This is a genomic window from Vagococcus elongatus (assembly GCF_003987645.1).
GTDB classification, from domain to species: Bacteria; Bacillota; Bacilli; order Lactobacillales; family Vagococcaceae; genus Vagococcus_A; species Vagococcus_A elongatus.
Genome location: NZ_NGKA01000003.1, coordinates 86065 through 102945, shown reverse-complemented (window position 1 = coordinate 102945; position 16881 = coordinate 86065). Strand labels below are relative to the sequence as shown.

General features: G+C 36.0%; 12 protein-coding genes, 1 tRNA gene, 1 CRISPR repeat array and 1 riboswitch. Of the genes, 6 read left to right on the top strand and 7 right to left on the bottom strand.

Going from position 1 to position 16881, the window contains the following annotated elements; translation table 11 throughout:
• Positions 1 to 75: 75 nt before the first annotated feature.
• Positions 76 to 1434, top strand: coding sequence for an aminotransferase-like domain-containing protein (locus tag CBF29_RS03260; RefSeq protein ID WP_126807281.1), 1359 nt, complete (start codon positions 76 to 78; stop codon positions 1432 to 1434).
• Between the two features lie 365 nt (positions 1435 to 1799).
• On the opposite strand, the gene CBF29_RS03255 is transcribed toward CBF29_RS03260, so the two are convergent.
• Both CBF29_RS03255 and CBF29_RS03250 read right to left on the bottom strand, forming a co-directional pair.
• The gene (locus CBF29_RS03255) at positions 1800 to 3080 is read right to left on the bottom strand and encodes a PTS sugar transporter subunit IIC (RefSeq protein WP_126807279.1); all 1281 of its coding nucleotides are present in this window, start codon (positions 3078 to 3080) and stop codon (positions 1800 to 1802) included.
• 37 nt (positions 3081 to 3117) lie between these two features.
• Entirely contained in the window at positions 3118 to 4017 is a 900-nt protein-coding gene (locus tag CBF29_RS03250) for a DUF7916 family protein (protein ID WP_126807277.1), read from the bottom strand.
• Positions 4018 to 4226: 209 nt separating this feature from the next.
• On the opposite strand from CBF29_RS03250, the gene CBF29_RS03245 reads away from it, so the two are divergent.
• The gene (locus CBF29_RS03245; RefSeq protein WP_126807275.1) at positions 4227 to 5408 is read left to right on the top strand and encodes an ROK family transcriptional regulator; all 1182 of its coding nucleotides are present in this window, start codon (positions 4227 to 4229) and stop codon (positions 5406 to 5408) included.
• A 213-nt stretch (positions 5409 to 5621) separates the two neighbouring features.
• Positions 5622 to 5923: direct repeats of the CRISPR family, unit length 37 nt; unit sequence AGTTTTACTGATAGGAAATTATATAGGGTACAAAAAC.
• A gap of 23 nt (positions 5924 to 5946) precedes the next feature.
• Here the strand turns inward: CBF29_RS03245 and CBF29_RS03240 are convergent.
• The 4 genes from CBF29_RS03240 to cas9 all read right to left on the bottom strand — a co-directional run bounded on the left by CBF29_RS03240 (position 5947) and on the right by cas9 (position 11913).
• The gene (locus tag CBF29_RS03240; RefSeq protein ID WP_126807272.1) at positions 5947 to 6987 is read right to left on the bottom strand and encodes a P-loop NTPase family protein; all 1041 of its coding nucleotides are present in this window, start codon (positions 6985 to 6987) and stop codon (positions 5947 to 5949) included.
• Positions 6987 to 7280, bottom strand: a complete 294-nt coding sequence (gene cas2, locus CBF29_RS03235; protein ID WP_211334243.1) for a CRISPR-associated endonuclease Cas2 — start codon at positions 7278 to 7280, stop codon at positions 6987 to 6989. The genes CBF29_RS03240 and cas2 overlap by 1 nt, the downstream gene beginning before the upstream one ends.
• A 26-nt stretch (positions 7281 to 7306) precedes the next feature.
• Positions 7307 to 8221, bottom strand: a complete 915-nt coding sequence (gene cas1, locus CBF29_RS03230) for a type II CRISPR-associated endonuclease Cas1 (protein WP_126807269.1) — start codon at positions 8219 to 8221, stop codon at positions 7307 to 7309.
• Between the two features lie 281 nt (positions 8222 to 8502).
• Positions 8503 to 11913: a type II CRISPR RNA-guided endonuclease Cas9 gene (cas9, locus tag CBF29_RS03225; RefSeq protein WP_126807267.1), complete on the bottom strand. Its 3411-nt coding sequence runs from the start codon at positions 11911 to 11913 to the stop codon at positions 8503 to 8505.
• A gap of 313 nt (positions 11914 to 12226) precedes the next feature.
• On the opposite strand from cas9, the gene CBF29_RS03220 reads away from it, so the two are divergent.
• Entirely contained in the window at positions 12227 to 13855 is a 1629-nt protein-coding gene (locus CBF29_RS03220; RefSeq protein WP_126807265.1) for a peptide ABC transporter substrate-binding protein, read from the top strand.
• A gap of 475 nt (positions 13856 to 14330) precedes the next feature.
• Here CBF29_RS03220 and CBF29_RS03215 read toward each other — a convergent pair whose 3' ends face one another.
• The gene (locus tag CBF29_RS03215) at positions 14331 to 15077 is read right to left on the bottom strand and encodes a nitroreductase family protein (protein WP_126807263.1); all 747 of its coding nucleotides are present in this window, start codon (positions 15075 to 15077) and stop codon (positions 14331 to 14333) included.
• 196 nt (positions 15078 to 15273) lie between these two features.
• Positions 15274 to 15389, top strand: a riboswitch (FMN riboswitch).
• A 101-nt stretch (positions 15390 to 15490) separates the two neighbouring features.
• Here CBF29_RS03215 and CBF29_RS03210 point away from each other — a divergent pair.
• The 3 genes from CBF29_RS03210 to CBF29_RS03200 all read left to right on the top strand — a co-directional run bounded on the left by CBF29_RS03210 (position 15491) and on the right by CBF29_RS03200 (position 16774).
• Positions 15491 to 16102, top strand: coding sequence for an ECF transporter S component (locus CBF29_RS03210; RefSeq protein WP_126807260.1), 612 nt, complete (start codon positions 15491 to 15493; stop codon positions 16100 to 16102).
• A complete protein-coding gene (locus CBF29_RS03205; RefSeq protein WP_126807258.1) occupies positions 16092 to 16547 on the top strand; it encodes a pyridoxamine 5'-phosphate oxidase family protein in 456 nt (151 codons plus the stop codon). Before CBF29_RS03210 ends, CBF29_RS03205 begins: the two co-directional genes overlap by 11 nt.
• Before the next feature lie 143 nt (positions 16548 to 16690).
• Positions 16691 to 16774, top strand: a tRNA-Leu gene (locus CBF29_RS03200).
• Positions 16775 to 16881 lie beyond the last annotated feature (107 nt).

The window sequence follows — 16881 nt, the reverse complement described above, 5'->3', positions numbered from 1 at the left end:
CAATGAGTGATTCGAGAGTTTGTACTAGTACAATTATCATGATATAGTACTCATAAAACATCAGAGGACAGAGTCATGAAAAAATACGAATTTATTGTCAAAGATATGAAAAGAAAGATTGACACAGGCTTTTATACAGAAGGTGATCGCGTACTTTCTATTATTGAAGCCGCTAACCACTATCAATGTGCCAAGGGAACAGTGATTCGAGCCTATGACCAATTACTGGCTGAGCATATTTTATATTCTAAACGACAAAGTGGTTACTATATTGCTAAGCCTGTTTCATTTTCTACAAATCCGGAAAAAGTTTATAATTTAACTACAGGCAATACCTACGTCAATTATTTCCCCCTGGCAGAAGCACAAACCAGCTTAGTTCAAGCACTGGAAAACTACCAGTTCCAGACACTGAACTATGATCTGCAAGGCATCCACTCATTGGTGATGGCGATTGAAAAACATCTGTATAACAGAAATATTTTTTCCAGACATGGTCAGATTTTCCTCTCTCAAGGTATCCATCAAACAGTAGTGGCTATCTGTCAGCTGGATTGGCCCAAAGATTCCTATATTTTGATTGAGAATCCAAGTTACTCCCACACCGTTCAGTATTTGAAAAGTAAAAAAATTCCAGTAAAATCCATCCAAAGAACGGCAAAAGGTCTCTCACTTAAAACACTTGAAACCTTGTTTAAAGAAGGAAACATCCGCTTTTTTTATACAATCCCGCGGAATCACAATCCTTTGGGAACCAATTTAGATAAAAAACAAATTCAAGCAATCGCAGCTCTTGCTGAAAAGTACCATGTGTTGGTACTGGAAAATGATTATTTTGGTGATGCCCAAACACATGCAGGTTATCAAACCATTTTCGAAAATGCACGTAACCATTGTATTTATCTATCCAGCTTCACGAAAATTATCCCTTATTTGCGTATTGGCTATATGGTTGTTCCTGAATCAAAAATAAACATATTTAATCAAATGGTATCAGATTACTACTCTGAAGGATACTTCGCACCGGCAATCATTTCACAGGCAACGCTGGAAATTATTTTAAAAAATAACTTACTCCTCAAATTTACCGAGCATCTGAATAAAGATGTGATAAGTAAGAAGAAGAAAATTTCTGAACTAACAACTGGATGGGATCCCAAAATTGCGAGGCCTATCCCTAGCAATACCGGCTTTTACAGTATCATTTGTTTCAACCCCTTAGTCTCCATCGCTCAACTCAAAAAAGAGCTTAAAAAGGAAAATATTTTAGTTACGAGCACAACAAAATGTTTTTATACTAGTGATCACCCCTATAGCCACTCTATTAGAATCAGTGTCGCCCGTATTGATAGCGAAAGTCTGCCGACTATATTAAAAACCATCTACATCACTGCACAGGCACTCTATCTGAAACGAACAGCCCACAATGAATAATAGGGAGTGTCGTTGGCTTTAATTTACATAGCTAAAACTTTATTTATAGGGGTTTCAATTATTATCAAAAGGAATTGGTAAATGACAAAAAGGCTCATTTCATATAATGAAACGAGTCTTTTTATGCCATACTATTTAATGTAAAACATACTAGTGTTTATCCGTCATGATAATATCAACCAGTCTTTTTCGCAAATATTTGGTAACATCTACGAGAAATAAATTCCAACCTATCAGGTTAAACTGATGACTTAATGCTTAGTAAAACTCTTTTTTACCATTTTCACAACAATCAACTTCTTTCAAACAGAATCACATATAGAAAACATCTGGTCTGCTTTCATATATAGACCAGATGCTCTATTTTACATTTCGCCAGACTCTTCAGCTTTGAATCGTTTCTCAACTGCTAAAAAGAAAGGTAAGTATAGTAACACATCCAAAATAATCAATACCACTTGTAAAATCGATCCCCTAATACTTCCTGTAATCAGAAAACCACTGATGACTGGCGGCATGGTCCAAGTCGCAACCGTCTTAGTCAGCGGAACAAGCCCTGACATCATAGCTAAATATGCCACCACAACATTGACCATTGGAGCTAAAACAAATGGAATAATCAGCATCACATTCAAAACCACAGGCAAGCCAAACATTGCCGGCTCATTGATATTAAACAACCCAGGGACTACTGTCAGCGGTGCTAAAATTTTTGTCTGTTGACTGGTTTTTTTCTTGCGGGCAAGATAGCCTAAAACCAAAACCAAACCTAGCGTTGCGCCGCCTCCACCGATATAGACTAAATTATCCATAAAAGATACGGTGAAAATATGAGGGAGAGCTTCCCCTGCTTGATACGCCTCCCGGTTAGCATCAATATTGGCCAACCAAATCGGCTGCATCACAGAATTAACTACATTTCCTCCGTGTATCCCAACAAACCAGAACAAACTGTTTAAACCTACCACGATCATCGTGCCAAAAACATTATTCCCCAGCAATCCTAAAGGCTTTCCGAGAACCACCGCTGCGATTTCATGTAGATTTGGTAAGGTAAATTTGTCCAATAATGAGAAAATAATCAGCCAAGAGGTAATGATAACAGCTCCCGGAATAATAGCGCTAAAACTTTTTGAAACTGCTGGCGGAACAGTATCCGGTAATTTAATAATAATATTACGATTCACAAACCACTGATAGATATAACCGTTCACCAATCCTAAAATAATTGCAATAAATAGTCCTTTAGCTGCCATATAACCGGTAGGCATACCAGCACCCGCATCAGATGAAATAAACGGTGTTACAGTAATAAACGCTGATAAAGAAATAATACCTGAACCAATACCATCCACTTTGTATTGTCCTGCCAAACTATACGCGATTCCAAAACTGGCAACTAAACCGATCAATCCAAAACTACTGTCTACACCTTTCCATAGATACTGGGAGACTCCTATTTCACCCAACCAGTCTTCCCAACCTGGTGCCGGAAAACTAGCTATCACCATAAATAAAGAGCCGATGATAATTAACGGCATAGCAATTGTGATACCATCACGGATAGCAACCAAAAACTTGTTAGCTCCAAGTTTTGCAGCAATTGGTAACATTTTTTCTTCTAAAAATTTATTGACTTTATTCATTTCCCTGCCTCCTAAATTATTCTTTTGAGTCTTTCAGCTATCTGTTGATTGACCTTGCCACCATGGAAACTGTATGTCTCATACCTCTCAATGCTTTGCTTAAAGCAAAAATATTTTCCACTGGCGCTAGACCTGCATAACCTGCATCTCCAATATGTTGAATATCTACCCCACAAATTTTGTTCCGGATGGCTAGCTGTTTGATTGTATCCTGATCAGAACTTTCCTGACTTGTGCCGATCGCGGTCATCACCAATGTATTTTTTTCATGAGCTTTTTTAACCACGGTTTTCAACTCATCTTCATCAAACCCCGGCACTGTTCCAACTGCAGGCACTAAAATCACATCTGCTCCAGCTTGAATAAAAGCTTCTACTGTTTCAAGATCGATTATTTTCTCAGAGGCTCCTGCACCATGCATTTTCCCCGCAATAATTAATCCGGAAAATAATTTTTTGACGACGGCGATAGTTTTCACAATTTGATGATTGCTTACCCCAGTCCCAGGATTTCCTGTCAAACAAACAAAATCAAAATTTAATTTTTCCAGTTCTTTAATAGTTTTTTCATTTGCTTTTCGGCCCTCAGCAATTTCCAAGCGATCCTCTGCCATCTCCGCTTCTTCATCCACAGGTTCTAAGTTAACCCCAATCGGACGACCAACCAATCTATGCAGCTCATCAACAATAGAGTGGTCAGTTTTAGGAAGACCTGCAACAACTGGATTCAAAATATCCAACCCATTCAGCAATATTAAGTCTGCACCAAATGCTCTTGCGATCTCCGCATTGGTTATATCTCCAATAAAAGACTCCCGCGGCACCACATTTTCAGAAACAATCACTCGCCCTTCACTAGCTTTGATACTTTGTTTTAATTCAGCAGCTGTCATTTGCAAAATATCGGAAGCGTTCGCACTAATCAATCTTTTAACCATTTATCTCTCTCCTTTTGTTTATATTTAATAATTAAATAAAAGAATAAAACGTTTGTATTTTACTATTTAGTTCTATTTAGTTATTAATTATATGATAAATAATTTTTTATAATTTGTCAACCCTTACAAATCGTTTTAATTAAATAGTTGTTTATATAAAATAACCAATATGTTATAATATCTATGATGATGACAAGCGAGGGATAAAGATGAAGATGACCAAAATCCAGCATGAGAGAAGAATAAAAGTATTGGATAAAATATATGCTAAAGGACCGCTTTCGAGAATTGATATCTCTCAACAAACGGGTATTACTCCAGCAACTGTCAGTGATATCACTGCCGATATGATCGAAGAAAAACTGATTTATGAACTGGGGGAAGAAAATCCAAAGGAAGTAAGATCAGGAAGAAAAAAAATACTCCTAAATATTTCTGGAAGGCATAGTTTCTACATAGGCATCGAATTATCAGAAAAATTTCTGTCTCTCGTTCTTTGCGATAATCTCGGGGAAATATATGAGAAAAAAGAATTTCAGACAACATCGTTTCCTGATGTAGTGAATGAAGAAAATTTATATAGAGAAACTCAAACTTTTCTGCAAGAATGCCATGCTTACCAACCGAGTGCTATCGGCATTGCATTGCCTGGTCACTTTGATGAGGGAAATCTGACCATTCAAACCAATAATCCATTTTGGAAAAAATTTCATTTTAAAAAAATGATAGAAGCATTTGAATTACCAATTTATTTTGAAAACAATGTGGAGTGTATGGCGATAACAGAAAGATTATTTGGGGAAAATTCCCACGATGAAAATTTCACCTTCCTTCATGTTGCCCGGGGAATGTTTTGCTCCAGTATTTATCAAGGACAACTGTATGGAACAGAAAATATCCTTGTGGGTGAAATTGGACATATTATTGTACATCCCGAGGGGGAATTGTGCGAATGCGGCAGAAGAGGGTGCCTGCAGACCTATGCTAGCGAAGCCTGGATTATAAAAAAATCGCAAATACTGTTTGACAATTCTGAGTCAACCTATTTACGGCAGTTGAGCTCATCCAGAGAAGATGTTTCCATAGAAAAAATACTCAAAGCCTACCAACTTGGGGATGAAGGGGTTATTAATATTCTCCACAATGCCATCAAATATTTGTCGATTACCATCAACAATGTTTCAATGATGATTGATTCCAATAAAATGCTCATCCACGGACGACTCTTCAATGAACCTCAATTGCTGGCTTTATTAAAAGAATATATGGAGCAACAAATTACTTTACTGGCTAAAGAGAAAAAACAACAGCTTAAACTGAAAAAATATCATATAACAAACGGCGCGGTTGCGGCTTGCGGCTTATGTGTCAGTCGACATTTATTAACTTAACTGTTTAGATATGACTGAATACCCTGAATTGCGTTTAGGCTGACGATAGATTCCTGAAGCTAACAGCAAAGTAAGTGAATAGAAAAATGCGTTCGGATGTAAGGTCCGAACGCATTTTTCAAATTTTAGGCAAAGGGCTGTCCATATATGTTTTAAAATAAAATTCATGAAAGCCATTAGCATACCCATTATAGTCGACAATTTTATCAAATTAGTTTTATTGATAGGAAATTATATAGGGTACAAAAACGGAATGGGCAGTTACAGGAAGCATATAGTGGTTTTACTGATAGGAAATTATATAGGGTACAAAAACGAAGTATAGGGGAAGACGAAAGGCGTCTAAGTTTTACTGATAGGAAATTATATAGGGTACAAAAACAGGCTGACACTCGGCCAGCCACATCATTGAGTTTTACTGATAGGAAATTATATAGGGTACAAAAACGCCGACACAGTCAATCGTATTACATCTGCAAGTTTTACTGATAGGAAATTATATAGGGTACAAAAACCTCAAATTTAAATTATGCTAACTTTACCAATCTTTTAAAAATTGTTTCTCTAACTGGGTGAGAGGCTGAAATGACGTCTCAATCCTGCTTTCATCCATCAATAATTCCTTCATCACTCGTAATAGTACCATATCCTTGGGATTGATGTAAATATCGTGTCTAGATTCACCGATGAAATTACAAACCCTATAAAATGAAGAAACCAATTGACACTCATCTAAAGAAAATTTGTCGGGATAATTTCTTTCGATACTTTCTCTAAAAATTTCAAAACTTGGTAATTGTTGATAATCGTCAAACAATAAAACTGTTTTATCGATATCTTCCGTTGTATAATCCAGTACTAAACTAGAATTATTTAAAATAAAAAATTTAAGCTGTTTAGTTTCGGTGGCGATATCGTGAAGCTGACCAAATAGATAGGAAATATCTTTTCTTTCCAAAAATCTTTCCGGATTTGCCAACACGATCCAAGTCATTCGTTCTTCACGTTTGATTTTTGCCTTAATCAAATATATAAACTCATCGAGTAACTCACTCGAGTTCATCATTGATAAAGGGTAATCCATATTATCGTCTATATACTTCAATATCAGATGTCTTTTTAATAAGTCGATAAAATTAAGCGGACTTAAAGTGCAGGCGATATTATTTGAATAGCAGCCGACACGCTTGCTGATAATGGTTTCAAGGTGGAGAATATCTTCATTGATTAACTCCATTTGTTTCCCTACCTCAAAATTATTTTGTAAACTTTCCAACTCTTCATACATCAGAGTATCTTTTAAAAATGCTAACTGACTAAATACACTGGTGTTATCTTCAAGAAAATAAACAGTCATATTTTTGGCATTTAGCAACTTACCATCATAATAAATTTCAATACCATTTTCTCCATAAACTGTTTCTTCCAGTTCACTTAAAGATTTTGCATAGGAAAAACGTTTAAGCGTTCGAATAATTTTGCGTTTCCATGCATTTTGCCCACCGTAAAAAAATAAATAATCTTGAAGGTCAAGAGTAATAAATTTCCCGTTTTCATATTCAATCCTAAATTCTGCCATCAAATCACCACCAGTCTTTTAATGCCAACTACTTCTTCTTGACGACTCCGACTGCCAGCAAGCAAAATCATATCTTCAAACTGGGTTTCTGAAACATATAACAATCTGATATTCCCAACTTTTGGCAATTTGGCTTTTAGTATCGTTTCATATTTCTTTAATGCGCTGCGATTAGGCAAACTGCGATAATAAATAGAGTACTGTAGCATAACAAAACCATTTTCTATTAAATGTTTACGGAAAGTTCGATATTCCCTCTGCTCCCGTTTTGTTTCAGACGGCAAATCAAACATACATATTAATCTCACTCTTTCATAACTCACTTTCTTCCACACTCCACAAAACCACTGAATGTTATCTCGTGTAAATGATTGAAATTTTTTGATTCCATCGCTTTTATAAAAGATGATACGAATTCTGTCATTGCATGATTGATATAAACTTTTTTATTATTCACTTTTATTTTTTGATTTAAAAAATCAATTAAAGTCAAACGCTTTTCGTATGTTAAATACTGTTCTGTTTCACTCAAAACTGTTTGGTGAATATAATAATCCATTAATGGTCTAAATGGCTCCATCAGATCATCAATTAAGTTAAATGAATTGTATTCATTTTTATGGAAAACGCCCAACATTGGCAGCAATCCTAACGAAACAGCGCTTCTAGCCATCTGAGCACGAATAATCGCGTAGCCATAATCCATACACGCATTTGGAAAACAATCTTCCTCCCTCGTAAACCCCAAACCATATAAGGAATTAAAATAAACTTTTGCTACATGACCCTCACGATTTGATTCATCTCCGGGGAGTATCGCTTCACATAGGTCTTCTAAATTGATCAAACGTTCCTCTTCAATTCCCTGATAATGGGCAAAGCCTATTTGATTCATTATTTTCTGTCTTACAATTCTAGTCCAAGCTTCTTTTTTCAGATTTTCATCCCAGTTGGTCTGCCAAAGGGCTCGTTTAGCACTCCGATGGTATTGTCCCATGCCTAAGTAAATCCCAGCCGGCATATATTTGTTATCACAAACAACGACATCAATATGATATTGAGCTAATCTTGTTAAAATTCTGTTTGTTATAACCGTATCACCACCTTCTAAAATAACGCTTTCAACATCAGGCAACGGAATACTATAGGTTTCACCTTTTTTATATATTTCCAAATTGTCCAATTTTAATCGTAATGAATCGCCATTTTTTACAAATATTGTTCGAAATCCCATACTTCACTTCCCCTCATTTCTAAAAAAATTTACAAAAAAATCACCCTACCTGATGGTGGGTGATAAATTCGGCATAAAGCCTTATTTTTGTAGATCCTATAATAATTTCCTATCAGTAAATTATTATCAAATTCGTGTTCCGTCGAACACGGCAGCCCGTCGGCTACACCCTTAGATTATCATAAAAAAACTCCGTTGAAAAGACCTTTTCTAAAAATAATTTTAAAATATAACCCGACCTCTAGTCTTGCTTATTCTTACCTTTCTAACAATCCCAAGTTCTACTTGTCTTCTATAATATCTTTCAGTTGTTCATGGGTTACGTAATATCTCCTCCCCAAACAATCAGTATTGAATTTCACTAAATTCATACCAGTTTTTAATCCTTTAATAAATCTCCCTGATGATACTTTCCCAAAAATAGGCAATTCTTCTTTATCATCCCATTTACTTTTATGAATGGGTTTAGCTTCAAAATAGTTGCGATTGGACGTTGTTCTGGAATGAAACAGTCCTTCGAAAACTTCTTCTCCGTATTCAATTTTTATCCCATCTTTTCGATACAAACTAAAACAAAAATTACTATTTTCTCCAATTTTTTCTTCTTTTTTAAGGTTTTCATAAGTAGTTTTCGGGATACCATATTGATTGCTCACAAACTGAAGATGATTATATTTTATTCCAAGCAGCTCATACTGTTTATTATCTGGATTAAAGTAAACATCCGTCCGCCAAGGATTAAGTGAAAGTAAAACTGTTTTTTTATTATGCTTATTCTTCTCTACACGATTTCCTTTTTCATCCCTTGTAATGTTGATGTGATTTCCCAGTTTTTTGTCATAATACTTCAGACTTCTGATTAAAGGACCATTGCCTTTTTTGGAATATTTTTGGATTCCCGAAACATGATTCTCATGGCAATATCTTTCGAATGGTGAACGCTCAACTTTTTTTATTTTCCCGTTTACTTCCTCTATTTCCTCAAAATCTGGGTAGTTTGAAGCAATGTCTAACAAATGGTTGTAAGTTTTTTCATCGATGTCTCTCATTAACAGTTTATCTTTTTTCTTTTCAAAATCTTTCCATCCTTGCACTGTGTAAATATTATCTATTTTTCCGATAATAAATGTTTCATTGGTTTTAACTTCTCTGTTCCGCTTGATTTCTACTTTTTCAACTTCACGAGTTGAATAAAGAGTTGCATCGCTTACTTTACGATTCCACTTTTTATCTACTTGATGGGAAAATTCTATTTTGTCATACAGATTTAATGGTACTAATTGACTGATGAAATCATCCCATTTCGGAATATATGTTTTTCGTTCATCTGGCTTCATTTTTTTAAATTCTCGATAAGGTATTTTTTCTCCTGTGATTGTATCAACCATGGACTTTTCTCCATCATCACTATAATGATACTTAAAACGACTGATTTCTACAAAAGGAGCTACCGCACACAAAGTAGCATCAACAGCATGGTGATGATGGGTCTCCCTACTTTTTTCTAGAGCATCTCCCCATTTCTTTCTGAGGGTATGTGTAAAGCTGCCTGTAACAACTTTTACTTTTGTCTCACTTTGATTGAAAAAACTCTGAAGTGTGTTTAAAATTACTCTACTGGAGTAACGTGTATCATTAAGATTTCTGGCAATAAACCCTTCACGAACCTCAGGATCAAATATATCTCGAGTCTCTAGCATTATTTTTCTTTTATGAAGTTTTTTTATCGTTTGATTCACCCATGACTGATAATCGGACCATGTCTGACCCAACTCAGCACCGTCCATGAATGCTTGATACGGCGAACGTTGTCCTTTCTCCTGATTAGCGCTGGCTTTTACAAGAACTTTATTATTAATCGAATCATCTAAACTAATAGACAAAGGAATCACATGGTCAATTTCAGTTGCAGCTGTTTTCAAATCCTCTGCACTTATTTTTTTCCCGCTGTAAGCACATCTTCCTTGCTGCTCATAATAATAGCCTAATTTTGCAGCAAATCCTTTGCGGCGTAATTCTAGCTCCAATTGAGCTGCACTCCAGCCTGAATTTTCCAAAAAATATTTTTCGCTTGCCTTTTTCCTTTGTTCATTAGCCGCTTGAATATTTTTAATGGTTTTTCTCTGGTCTTCCTCATTCTTATCCCTTGGCATCTCCACTGTGACATAGCTAATACTGTCTTTCCCATATTTTTTTAATAAATCATTCATGACTCTAAACGCCTGCCTCACAGAAGTTTTAACTGTGGGATTATAAATTTCTTCCAAAACTTCCATAAAGGGCAATCTTTGATATTCTGCATATTTATTTCGAATATTTTTTTTCAACTGCAATCTTTCCAGAATAGTATTTTGTTCATCTGAGGTATGCAGTAATTCAGGAATTAATAGATTCAGCGTTTTGATTGAGAAACTGTGCCAAGCTTTATTGCTGTTTGCTTTACCTAACACACTAAAATTTTCCATGACAATTGTTTTGATTTCCTCGGATAAGTCAGGCAACTCAACTGTCAAAGTGTTCTCAATGCCTTCACGGTCAGTATTAAGTGTCACAATCGTTGCTAACTTGTCAACAACTTCCACAGAGATTCCGTTCAACTCCAGTCCGTTTGCTTTGAAAACTTTACGCCATTCCCTATAAGATTTTAAAGCATGGATTTCTGGTTTTCCTTTTTTATCCACTCGCCAGCCTTTGATGTCTTCTTTTTTAAAACCCAGCATTTTAGCTAATTGTGTTGGCCCAAAAACTTTGATGTCTTTTTCCATTAAAGTTGTCAAAATCTTTTCTTTTTCCTCTGTGGTTATTTTTTTGTTTTCCGTAGGCAACACAAGATTATTCAAATCATTCAAAAGATTAAATTGCTGGGCACTCAAACTAATACCGCTGGCACGAAGTTCTCCCTGTAAGTCTGTGCCAATCAGCTGATCAAAAATATTTTCTGCCGGTTTCCCATTTATTTTATAATCTTTCCAACGGCCATACGGACTAGGATTAGCCGCATTTCCCGGTCCATGATAATAAGGTCTTTTCCGATAAGCTAGTCCTGCTTTTTCAGCAGTATTGTTCTCAACAAATTTTTGAATTACCTCTTCAGTGATTTCCGGATAGAAAGATTGTTGCTTTCTTAAGATCATTTCCAACTCACGAGCATAGGCACCTACAGTAAATATATTGAGCTGATACTCCCCATGAGCATTAAGTCCTGTTTTGATTCTTCTGTTCTCTTTTAGACGAGAAAGCTGAATTTGCCCAGGCGTCAATTTTCTTTCTAAATCCCAGTTTTTTTGAACCTGTGTTTTATAGTTTTCAATGTCCTCTACTCCTTCATGACTCTCTTCATCTAAATAACTGATGCCACGTTTTTTTAGAATATGAACAACAACTTTATAAATCTCTCCCTTTGACAGTTGTTCTTCAAGACCCTTTACTCTGAGTTCATAAGGATTGGAATCTTTCAGTTTGCTATCATTGTTCATCTGGAGCGACGCTAGAATTTTTTTAGCATCCTTTAATCTTGTTTTGCGTCGGCGAGTCAAACGCCTTCCCCCTCTTTGACTCCGCCTTTCCAAGTTGTTGGCACTATTTTGAGCACTAAATAGCCGTACTCCTAAATCTTCAATTCTGCCAGTTGAATCATTAATAACTGACCAGCCAACACTGGCAATTCCAATATCTAACCCTATACTGTACAATTAGTTCACCCCATTAAATTATTCATAAGCACCTGATTTACGCCTGAAAAGAAACCGCTACCAAAATCTGACAAAAAAACTAAAAAATAAAACATCGATTTTTATCAATCGGTATACTATCGTGTGACTTAAGCTTATAAAAAATATTATAACGTAATACTCTATTAAAATCAGCCTCTTTAATAAAAAGAAACTATAAAAATGCTGCATAAACATAGATAGTAAAGTGAAGTATATTCTTCATCTGCTTGAGCCTTATAATTTTGACTTAAAACACTTAATATTATAAAATGATTAGAAAAGGAGTGAGAGTATGAAAAAAATATTAACATTTGCAATTTTATCTGTTTTTTTGACGGGTTGTGCTAAAACAGAAAACGGGCAAGAAAACAAAGAGAACACCCGTCAAGAAATCGCCATCGTAGTTGATCAGGAATTATCCACGCTTGATTCGACTTTGGCTACAGACACATACGGGATTACGGCATTGAACAATGTCATGGAGGGACTGTATCGCTTAGACGAAAGTAACACTATCATTCCTGCAGGTGCCAAAGAATTACCTGAAATCAGCGAGGACTTGCTGACATATTCTATCAAACTAAATGAAGAGGCGACTTGGTCAAATGGTACGCCTGTTACGGCAAACGACTATGTTTTCGCTTGGCAAAAAGCAGTTTCTCCTGACACTGGATCAGAATATAATTACTTATTTAACAGTATTGAAAATGCCAGTGATATCATTGAAGGAAAAGCCGACCCTGACACGCTAGGAATTGTCGCCAAGGATGACTACGAACTGGAAGTATCTTTAGCCCAGCCAACACCTTATTTTGAAAGTCTCCTAGCATTTCCAACCTTCTTTCCTCAAAACAAAGAATTTGTTGAGAAAGAAAAAAGCGAATACGCAAAAACAAACACAAACCTGATTTACAACGGGCCGTTTGTCTTAGAAGAATTTGACGGGCCCGGCACAGATACTGAATGGACCTATGTTAAAAATGACCAGTACTGGGATAAGGATAAAGTAACATTGGATCGTATCTCAAACCGTGTCATCAAAGAACCCGGAACAAGTGTTAAATTATTTGAAGCGGGCGAAGTAGATGATTTAGCGTTGACAGGCGAACTCGCCCAGCAGTATCAAGACGATGAAGCATTTCTTTCTTTAGACAAAGCTGGAACGACGTATATTTCCTACAACCATACTAATGATTTTTTCAAAAATGAAAAAGCTCGCAAGGCTATCTTACTTGTCTTAGACAGAAAACAAATCGTTGATCAGATACTGGCCAATGGTTCCGTCGTTCCCAAAGGTTTGGTACCTAGTGGCATGTCTTTTAGCCCTGCGAACCAAAAAGATTTTGCTGATGAAACAACTAATTTTGTGAAGGAAGACATTGAAGAAGCTAAAAAGTTATGGGAAGAAGCTAAAAAAGAAACAGGAACTACTGAGATTACTTTAGATTTATTGGCTTATGATGATGATGCTATTAAAAAATTAGCTGAAGCAATCCAATTCTCTATCGAAGATAATTTAGACGGCGCAAAAATTGACGTCAGTATCGTACCTGTGTCAGTGGCTATCGAAAAAGGACAGAAAACAGAATTTGATTTGTTCCTGTTCGGTTGGAGCGCAGACTATGCTGACCCAAGCAGCTTTATGGATCTGTTTACTACGGACTCCCCGCACAATTATGGGAAATATAGTAATACAGACTACGATGAATTAGTTAAAAAAGCCGCAACTACTGATGTGGCAGATGAAAATAAAAGATGGGATGATTATGTTCAGGCTGAAAACATCTTACTAGGGGAAGCTGCCATCAATCCTATTTTCCAAAAAGCGGAAGCACGCTTGAGAAATCCTAATTTGAAAGGTGTCATCTCACACAGTACAGGAGCACAATTTGACTATAAAAATGCTTATGTGGAAGAGTAGATCTTAACACTACCTAAATTCTCTATTTTAATATAAAACACCTCTGGATGTCTGCACCTAAGCAGGTTAACATCCAGAGGTGTTTTTCAAGCAATAAAATGCTTTTTATCTTACCATATGACAAAAAATGAATCACTTATCTTGAAGATAAAATAACTTTTTAAGAAATATATCCATTTTTAAAATATTTTTGACGTAGCTAGCCAATCTCAGCCTCCAAATTCATCCTTTCCTTAACTATCGTAAGAAGTATAAATAAATGGAACAACTCATCCTGCTTCCTAAATTAAAACATTGATTCTAACATATTTTGAATTCCTTAGGAACATTGTGCACACATCCTAAAAAGACTTACTTTTTAATCAAAAAACCATAAATCACCCCAGAGTGGCTTTTTTAGAAAATCATTCTATTCTTTCAACAACTAAACTATTTTTAAAATCAACAACTTCTCTAACCACTCTTTCAACCACTGCTAATCCTTTGTAAACTCCTCAATATACAACCCAACAGAACGAGTCATCTCTTTTGAAAAATCAGAGTCAAATTTTCGGCGATAAAAAGCCTGCACCCATTTTTCAAAGTCAAATGATGTTTTCGGCGACAATGCCGCTCTCTCCTCAAACATTGTACGCAGTGAATTCTCATCCAAACGATGATAAGTATTTTCGTGCACAATATATTTTTTAGCGAAACGATTAGGCTTTGGCCGTCTTTTTTGTTTTTCAATAGGATAGCCAAAGACTAGCATGGTCACTGGAAAAACATACTGCGGAAGATTCAGCAATTCTTTATGATACTCAAATTTTTCCATGATATCACCAATATAACATGAGCCAATCCCCAAACTTTCAGCTGCTACCACACTATTTTGGGCGGCAATCAGTGCGTCATTACATGCCAGCAACAGTTCACCAACTCCCGGTTTTCTTGGGGTGTCTTCAACTAGAGAAAAAGTATCGATCCATTTCTGGTAATCGGCACAAAAAATCAGTGCCATCGCTGCATCAGCAATAAATGGCTGGTTATCACAACTGACTGATAATTTCTTCAACAATTCTTTGTTTGTAATATCCAAAATGGTATACATTAATTGGTTCCCTGCACTTGGTGCTTGAATAGCTGATTCCAAAATCAATGCCTTAGCTTCGTCTGGGATTTTTTTCTCTAAATACACTCGCATCGACTTCCTATCAAATAAGCTTTGAATAATATCGTTCATCTTTCTGACCTCCAGTCGGTTATTATCTCTTCATCCTCTATTCTAGTTTAATCGGCGACAGTTTAAAAGAAAAATCACAAAAGCAACGGTTTAAGTCGTGATTTTTTGCTAAACAGATTCAACTATCACTACAAATAGCTTTAAAAAGAGAAGCATTGACAAATCTTCTTGGTCATGAGAAAATATTCACAATAGAATAGTTCTTCAGGGCAGGGTGAAATTCCCGACCGGCGGTAAAGTCCGCGAACCTTAAATGGTTGATTCAGTGAAATTCTGAAACCGACAGTAAAGTCTGGATGAAAGAAGGAACAATTTGGTATACCTAGAATTTATCCTAGGTAAAATACTTTAATTAGTACGCTCTGCAGAATTATTTGCAGAGCTTTTTTATTTGGAAAGGAAGATGACAATTAATGCGGAATGAAAAAACACAAAAAATGGTGACGGTTGCTTTCTTGGGAGCTATTGCGTATTTACTGATGTTGCTGAAGTTTCCACTCCCTTTTATGCCCCCATTCATGGACTTTGATTTAGCAGCGATTCCCGAACTCTTAGCAACTCTTTTATACGGCCCACTTTCAGGAGTGGGGGTAGTGACGATCAAATTGTTGATAAAAATCGCTACAGTCGGTTCAAGTTCAATGTTTACAGGAGAAATTCAAAATTTTATTCTCAGCAGCAGTTTTGTTTTGCCGGTATGGTTCGTTTATCGGAAGAAGCAAACCAACGCCTCACTGTCATTAGGCATTTTTTCAGGCGTAATTTTTACAACCTTTATTGCTTGCTTGTCAAATATCTACTTCATCATCCCTTTTTACAGCCGTTTGTACGGGTTATCCATGGAAGCTATCATTAAAATGACACAAGCTGTCAATCCTTATGTGAATAGCGTTCCTAGACTGGTCATGCTAGGAATTATTCCTTTCAACCTGATAAAATTAGGTGTCAATGCAACGATTGTCGTTGGTCTTTTCAAGAAATTATCAGTTATTTTCAATAAAAGGAGAGAAACCCATGGAGTTTAGTTTGGCAATGGAGCAATGCTTTCATAAATTAGGAAAGAAAAAAATCATGGCTCTCGGTTCTTCTTTAGACGATAAAGTTTCTGTAAGAAATGTCAGCTGCATCATTCATGATAAAAAAATATATTTTAAAACGGATAAAAATTTTCCTAAAACTAAACAATTACTTGAAAACCCTAATGTTGCCATCTGTCACTGGGGAGTCCAAATCGAAGGAGTGGCATTAAACCACGGGTTAGTCGTTTTGGAAGAAAATAAATTTTTTCAAGAATTGTATGAACAACATTGGAAAAACAGCTATACTGCTTACCCCCATGAAAAAACAGAAATCTTAATTGAAGTTGTTCCCCAGTTTATCGAAATTTGGGATCAAGATGAGAATAATCATGGGTTTCAAGTCCTGATTGATGTGGGTAATAAAACAGCAGAAAAATGTTTGTATGACTAACTATGACGTAAAAATTATGCCCTTTCTTGCAAAAAAGCGGCATAATTTTTTTCTTCTTATTTATCATACCGTCTTTTTTAACGGATAGTTTGGAACATGAAAAAACTTGAATTACTGGAAAAATAGTATTATTATGTACCTATGCGGTCGTGGCGGAATTGGCAGACGCGCTAGCTTCAGGCGCTAGTGGTAGCAATATCGTGGAAGTTCGAGTCTTCTCGGCCGCATTGCTTTTTAAATTCTAAACCAGATATTTTCTCTCAGATTAGGAGAAGATGTCTGGTTTTAATTTATCTGTCTCTTTCAAAATATCAACTATAAACAACTCATCAGT

Coding starts and splice junctions, on each gene's coding strand:
- CBF29_RS03260 (WP_126807281.1), top strand. CDS start 76: ATGAAAAAATACGAATTTATTGTCAAAGATATGAAAAGAAAGATTGAC.
- CBF29_RS03255 (WP_126807279.1), bottom strand. CDS start 3,080: ATGAATAAAGTCAATAAATTTTTAGAAGAAAAAATGTTACCAATTGCT.
- CBF29_RS03250 (WP_126807277.1), bottom strand. CDS start 4,017: ATGGTTAAAAGATTGATTAGTGCGAACGCTTCCGATATTTTGCAAATG.
- CBF29_RS03245 (WP_126807275.1), top strand. CDS start 4,227: ATGAAGATGACCAAAATCCAGCATGAGAGAAGAATAAAAGTATTGGAT.
- CBF29_RS03240 (WP_126807272.1), bottom strand. CDS start 6,987: ATGGCAGAATTTAGGATTGAATATGAAAACGGGAAATTTATTACTCTT.
- cas2 (WP_211334243.1), bottom strand. CDS start 7,280: ATGTTTGATTTGCCGTCTGAAACAAAACGGGAGCAGAGGGAATATCGA.
- cas1 (WP_126807269.1), bottom strand. CDS start 8,221: ATGGGATTTCGAACAATATTTGTAAAAAATGGCGATTCATTACGATTA.
- CBF29_RS03220 (WP_126807265.1), top strand. CDS start 12,227: ATGAAAAAAATATTAACATTTGCAATTTTATCTGTTTTTTTGACGGGT.
- CBF29_RS03215 (WP_126807263.1), bottom strand. CDS start 15,077: ATGAACGATATTATTCAAAGCTTATTTGATAGGAAGTCGATGCGAGTG.
- CBF29_RS03210 (WP_126807260.1), top strand. CDS start 15,491: ATGCGGAATGAAAAAACACAAAAAATGGTGACGGTTGCTTTCTTGGGA.
- CBF29_RS03205 (WP_126807258.1), top strand. CDS start 16,092: ATGGAGTTTAGTTTGGCAATGGAGCAATGCTTTCATAAATTAGGAAAG.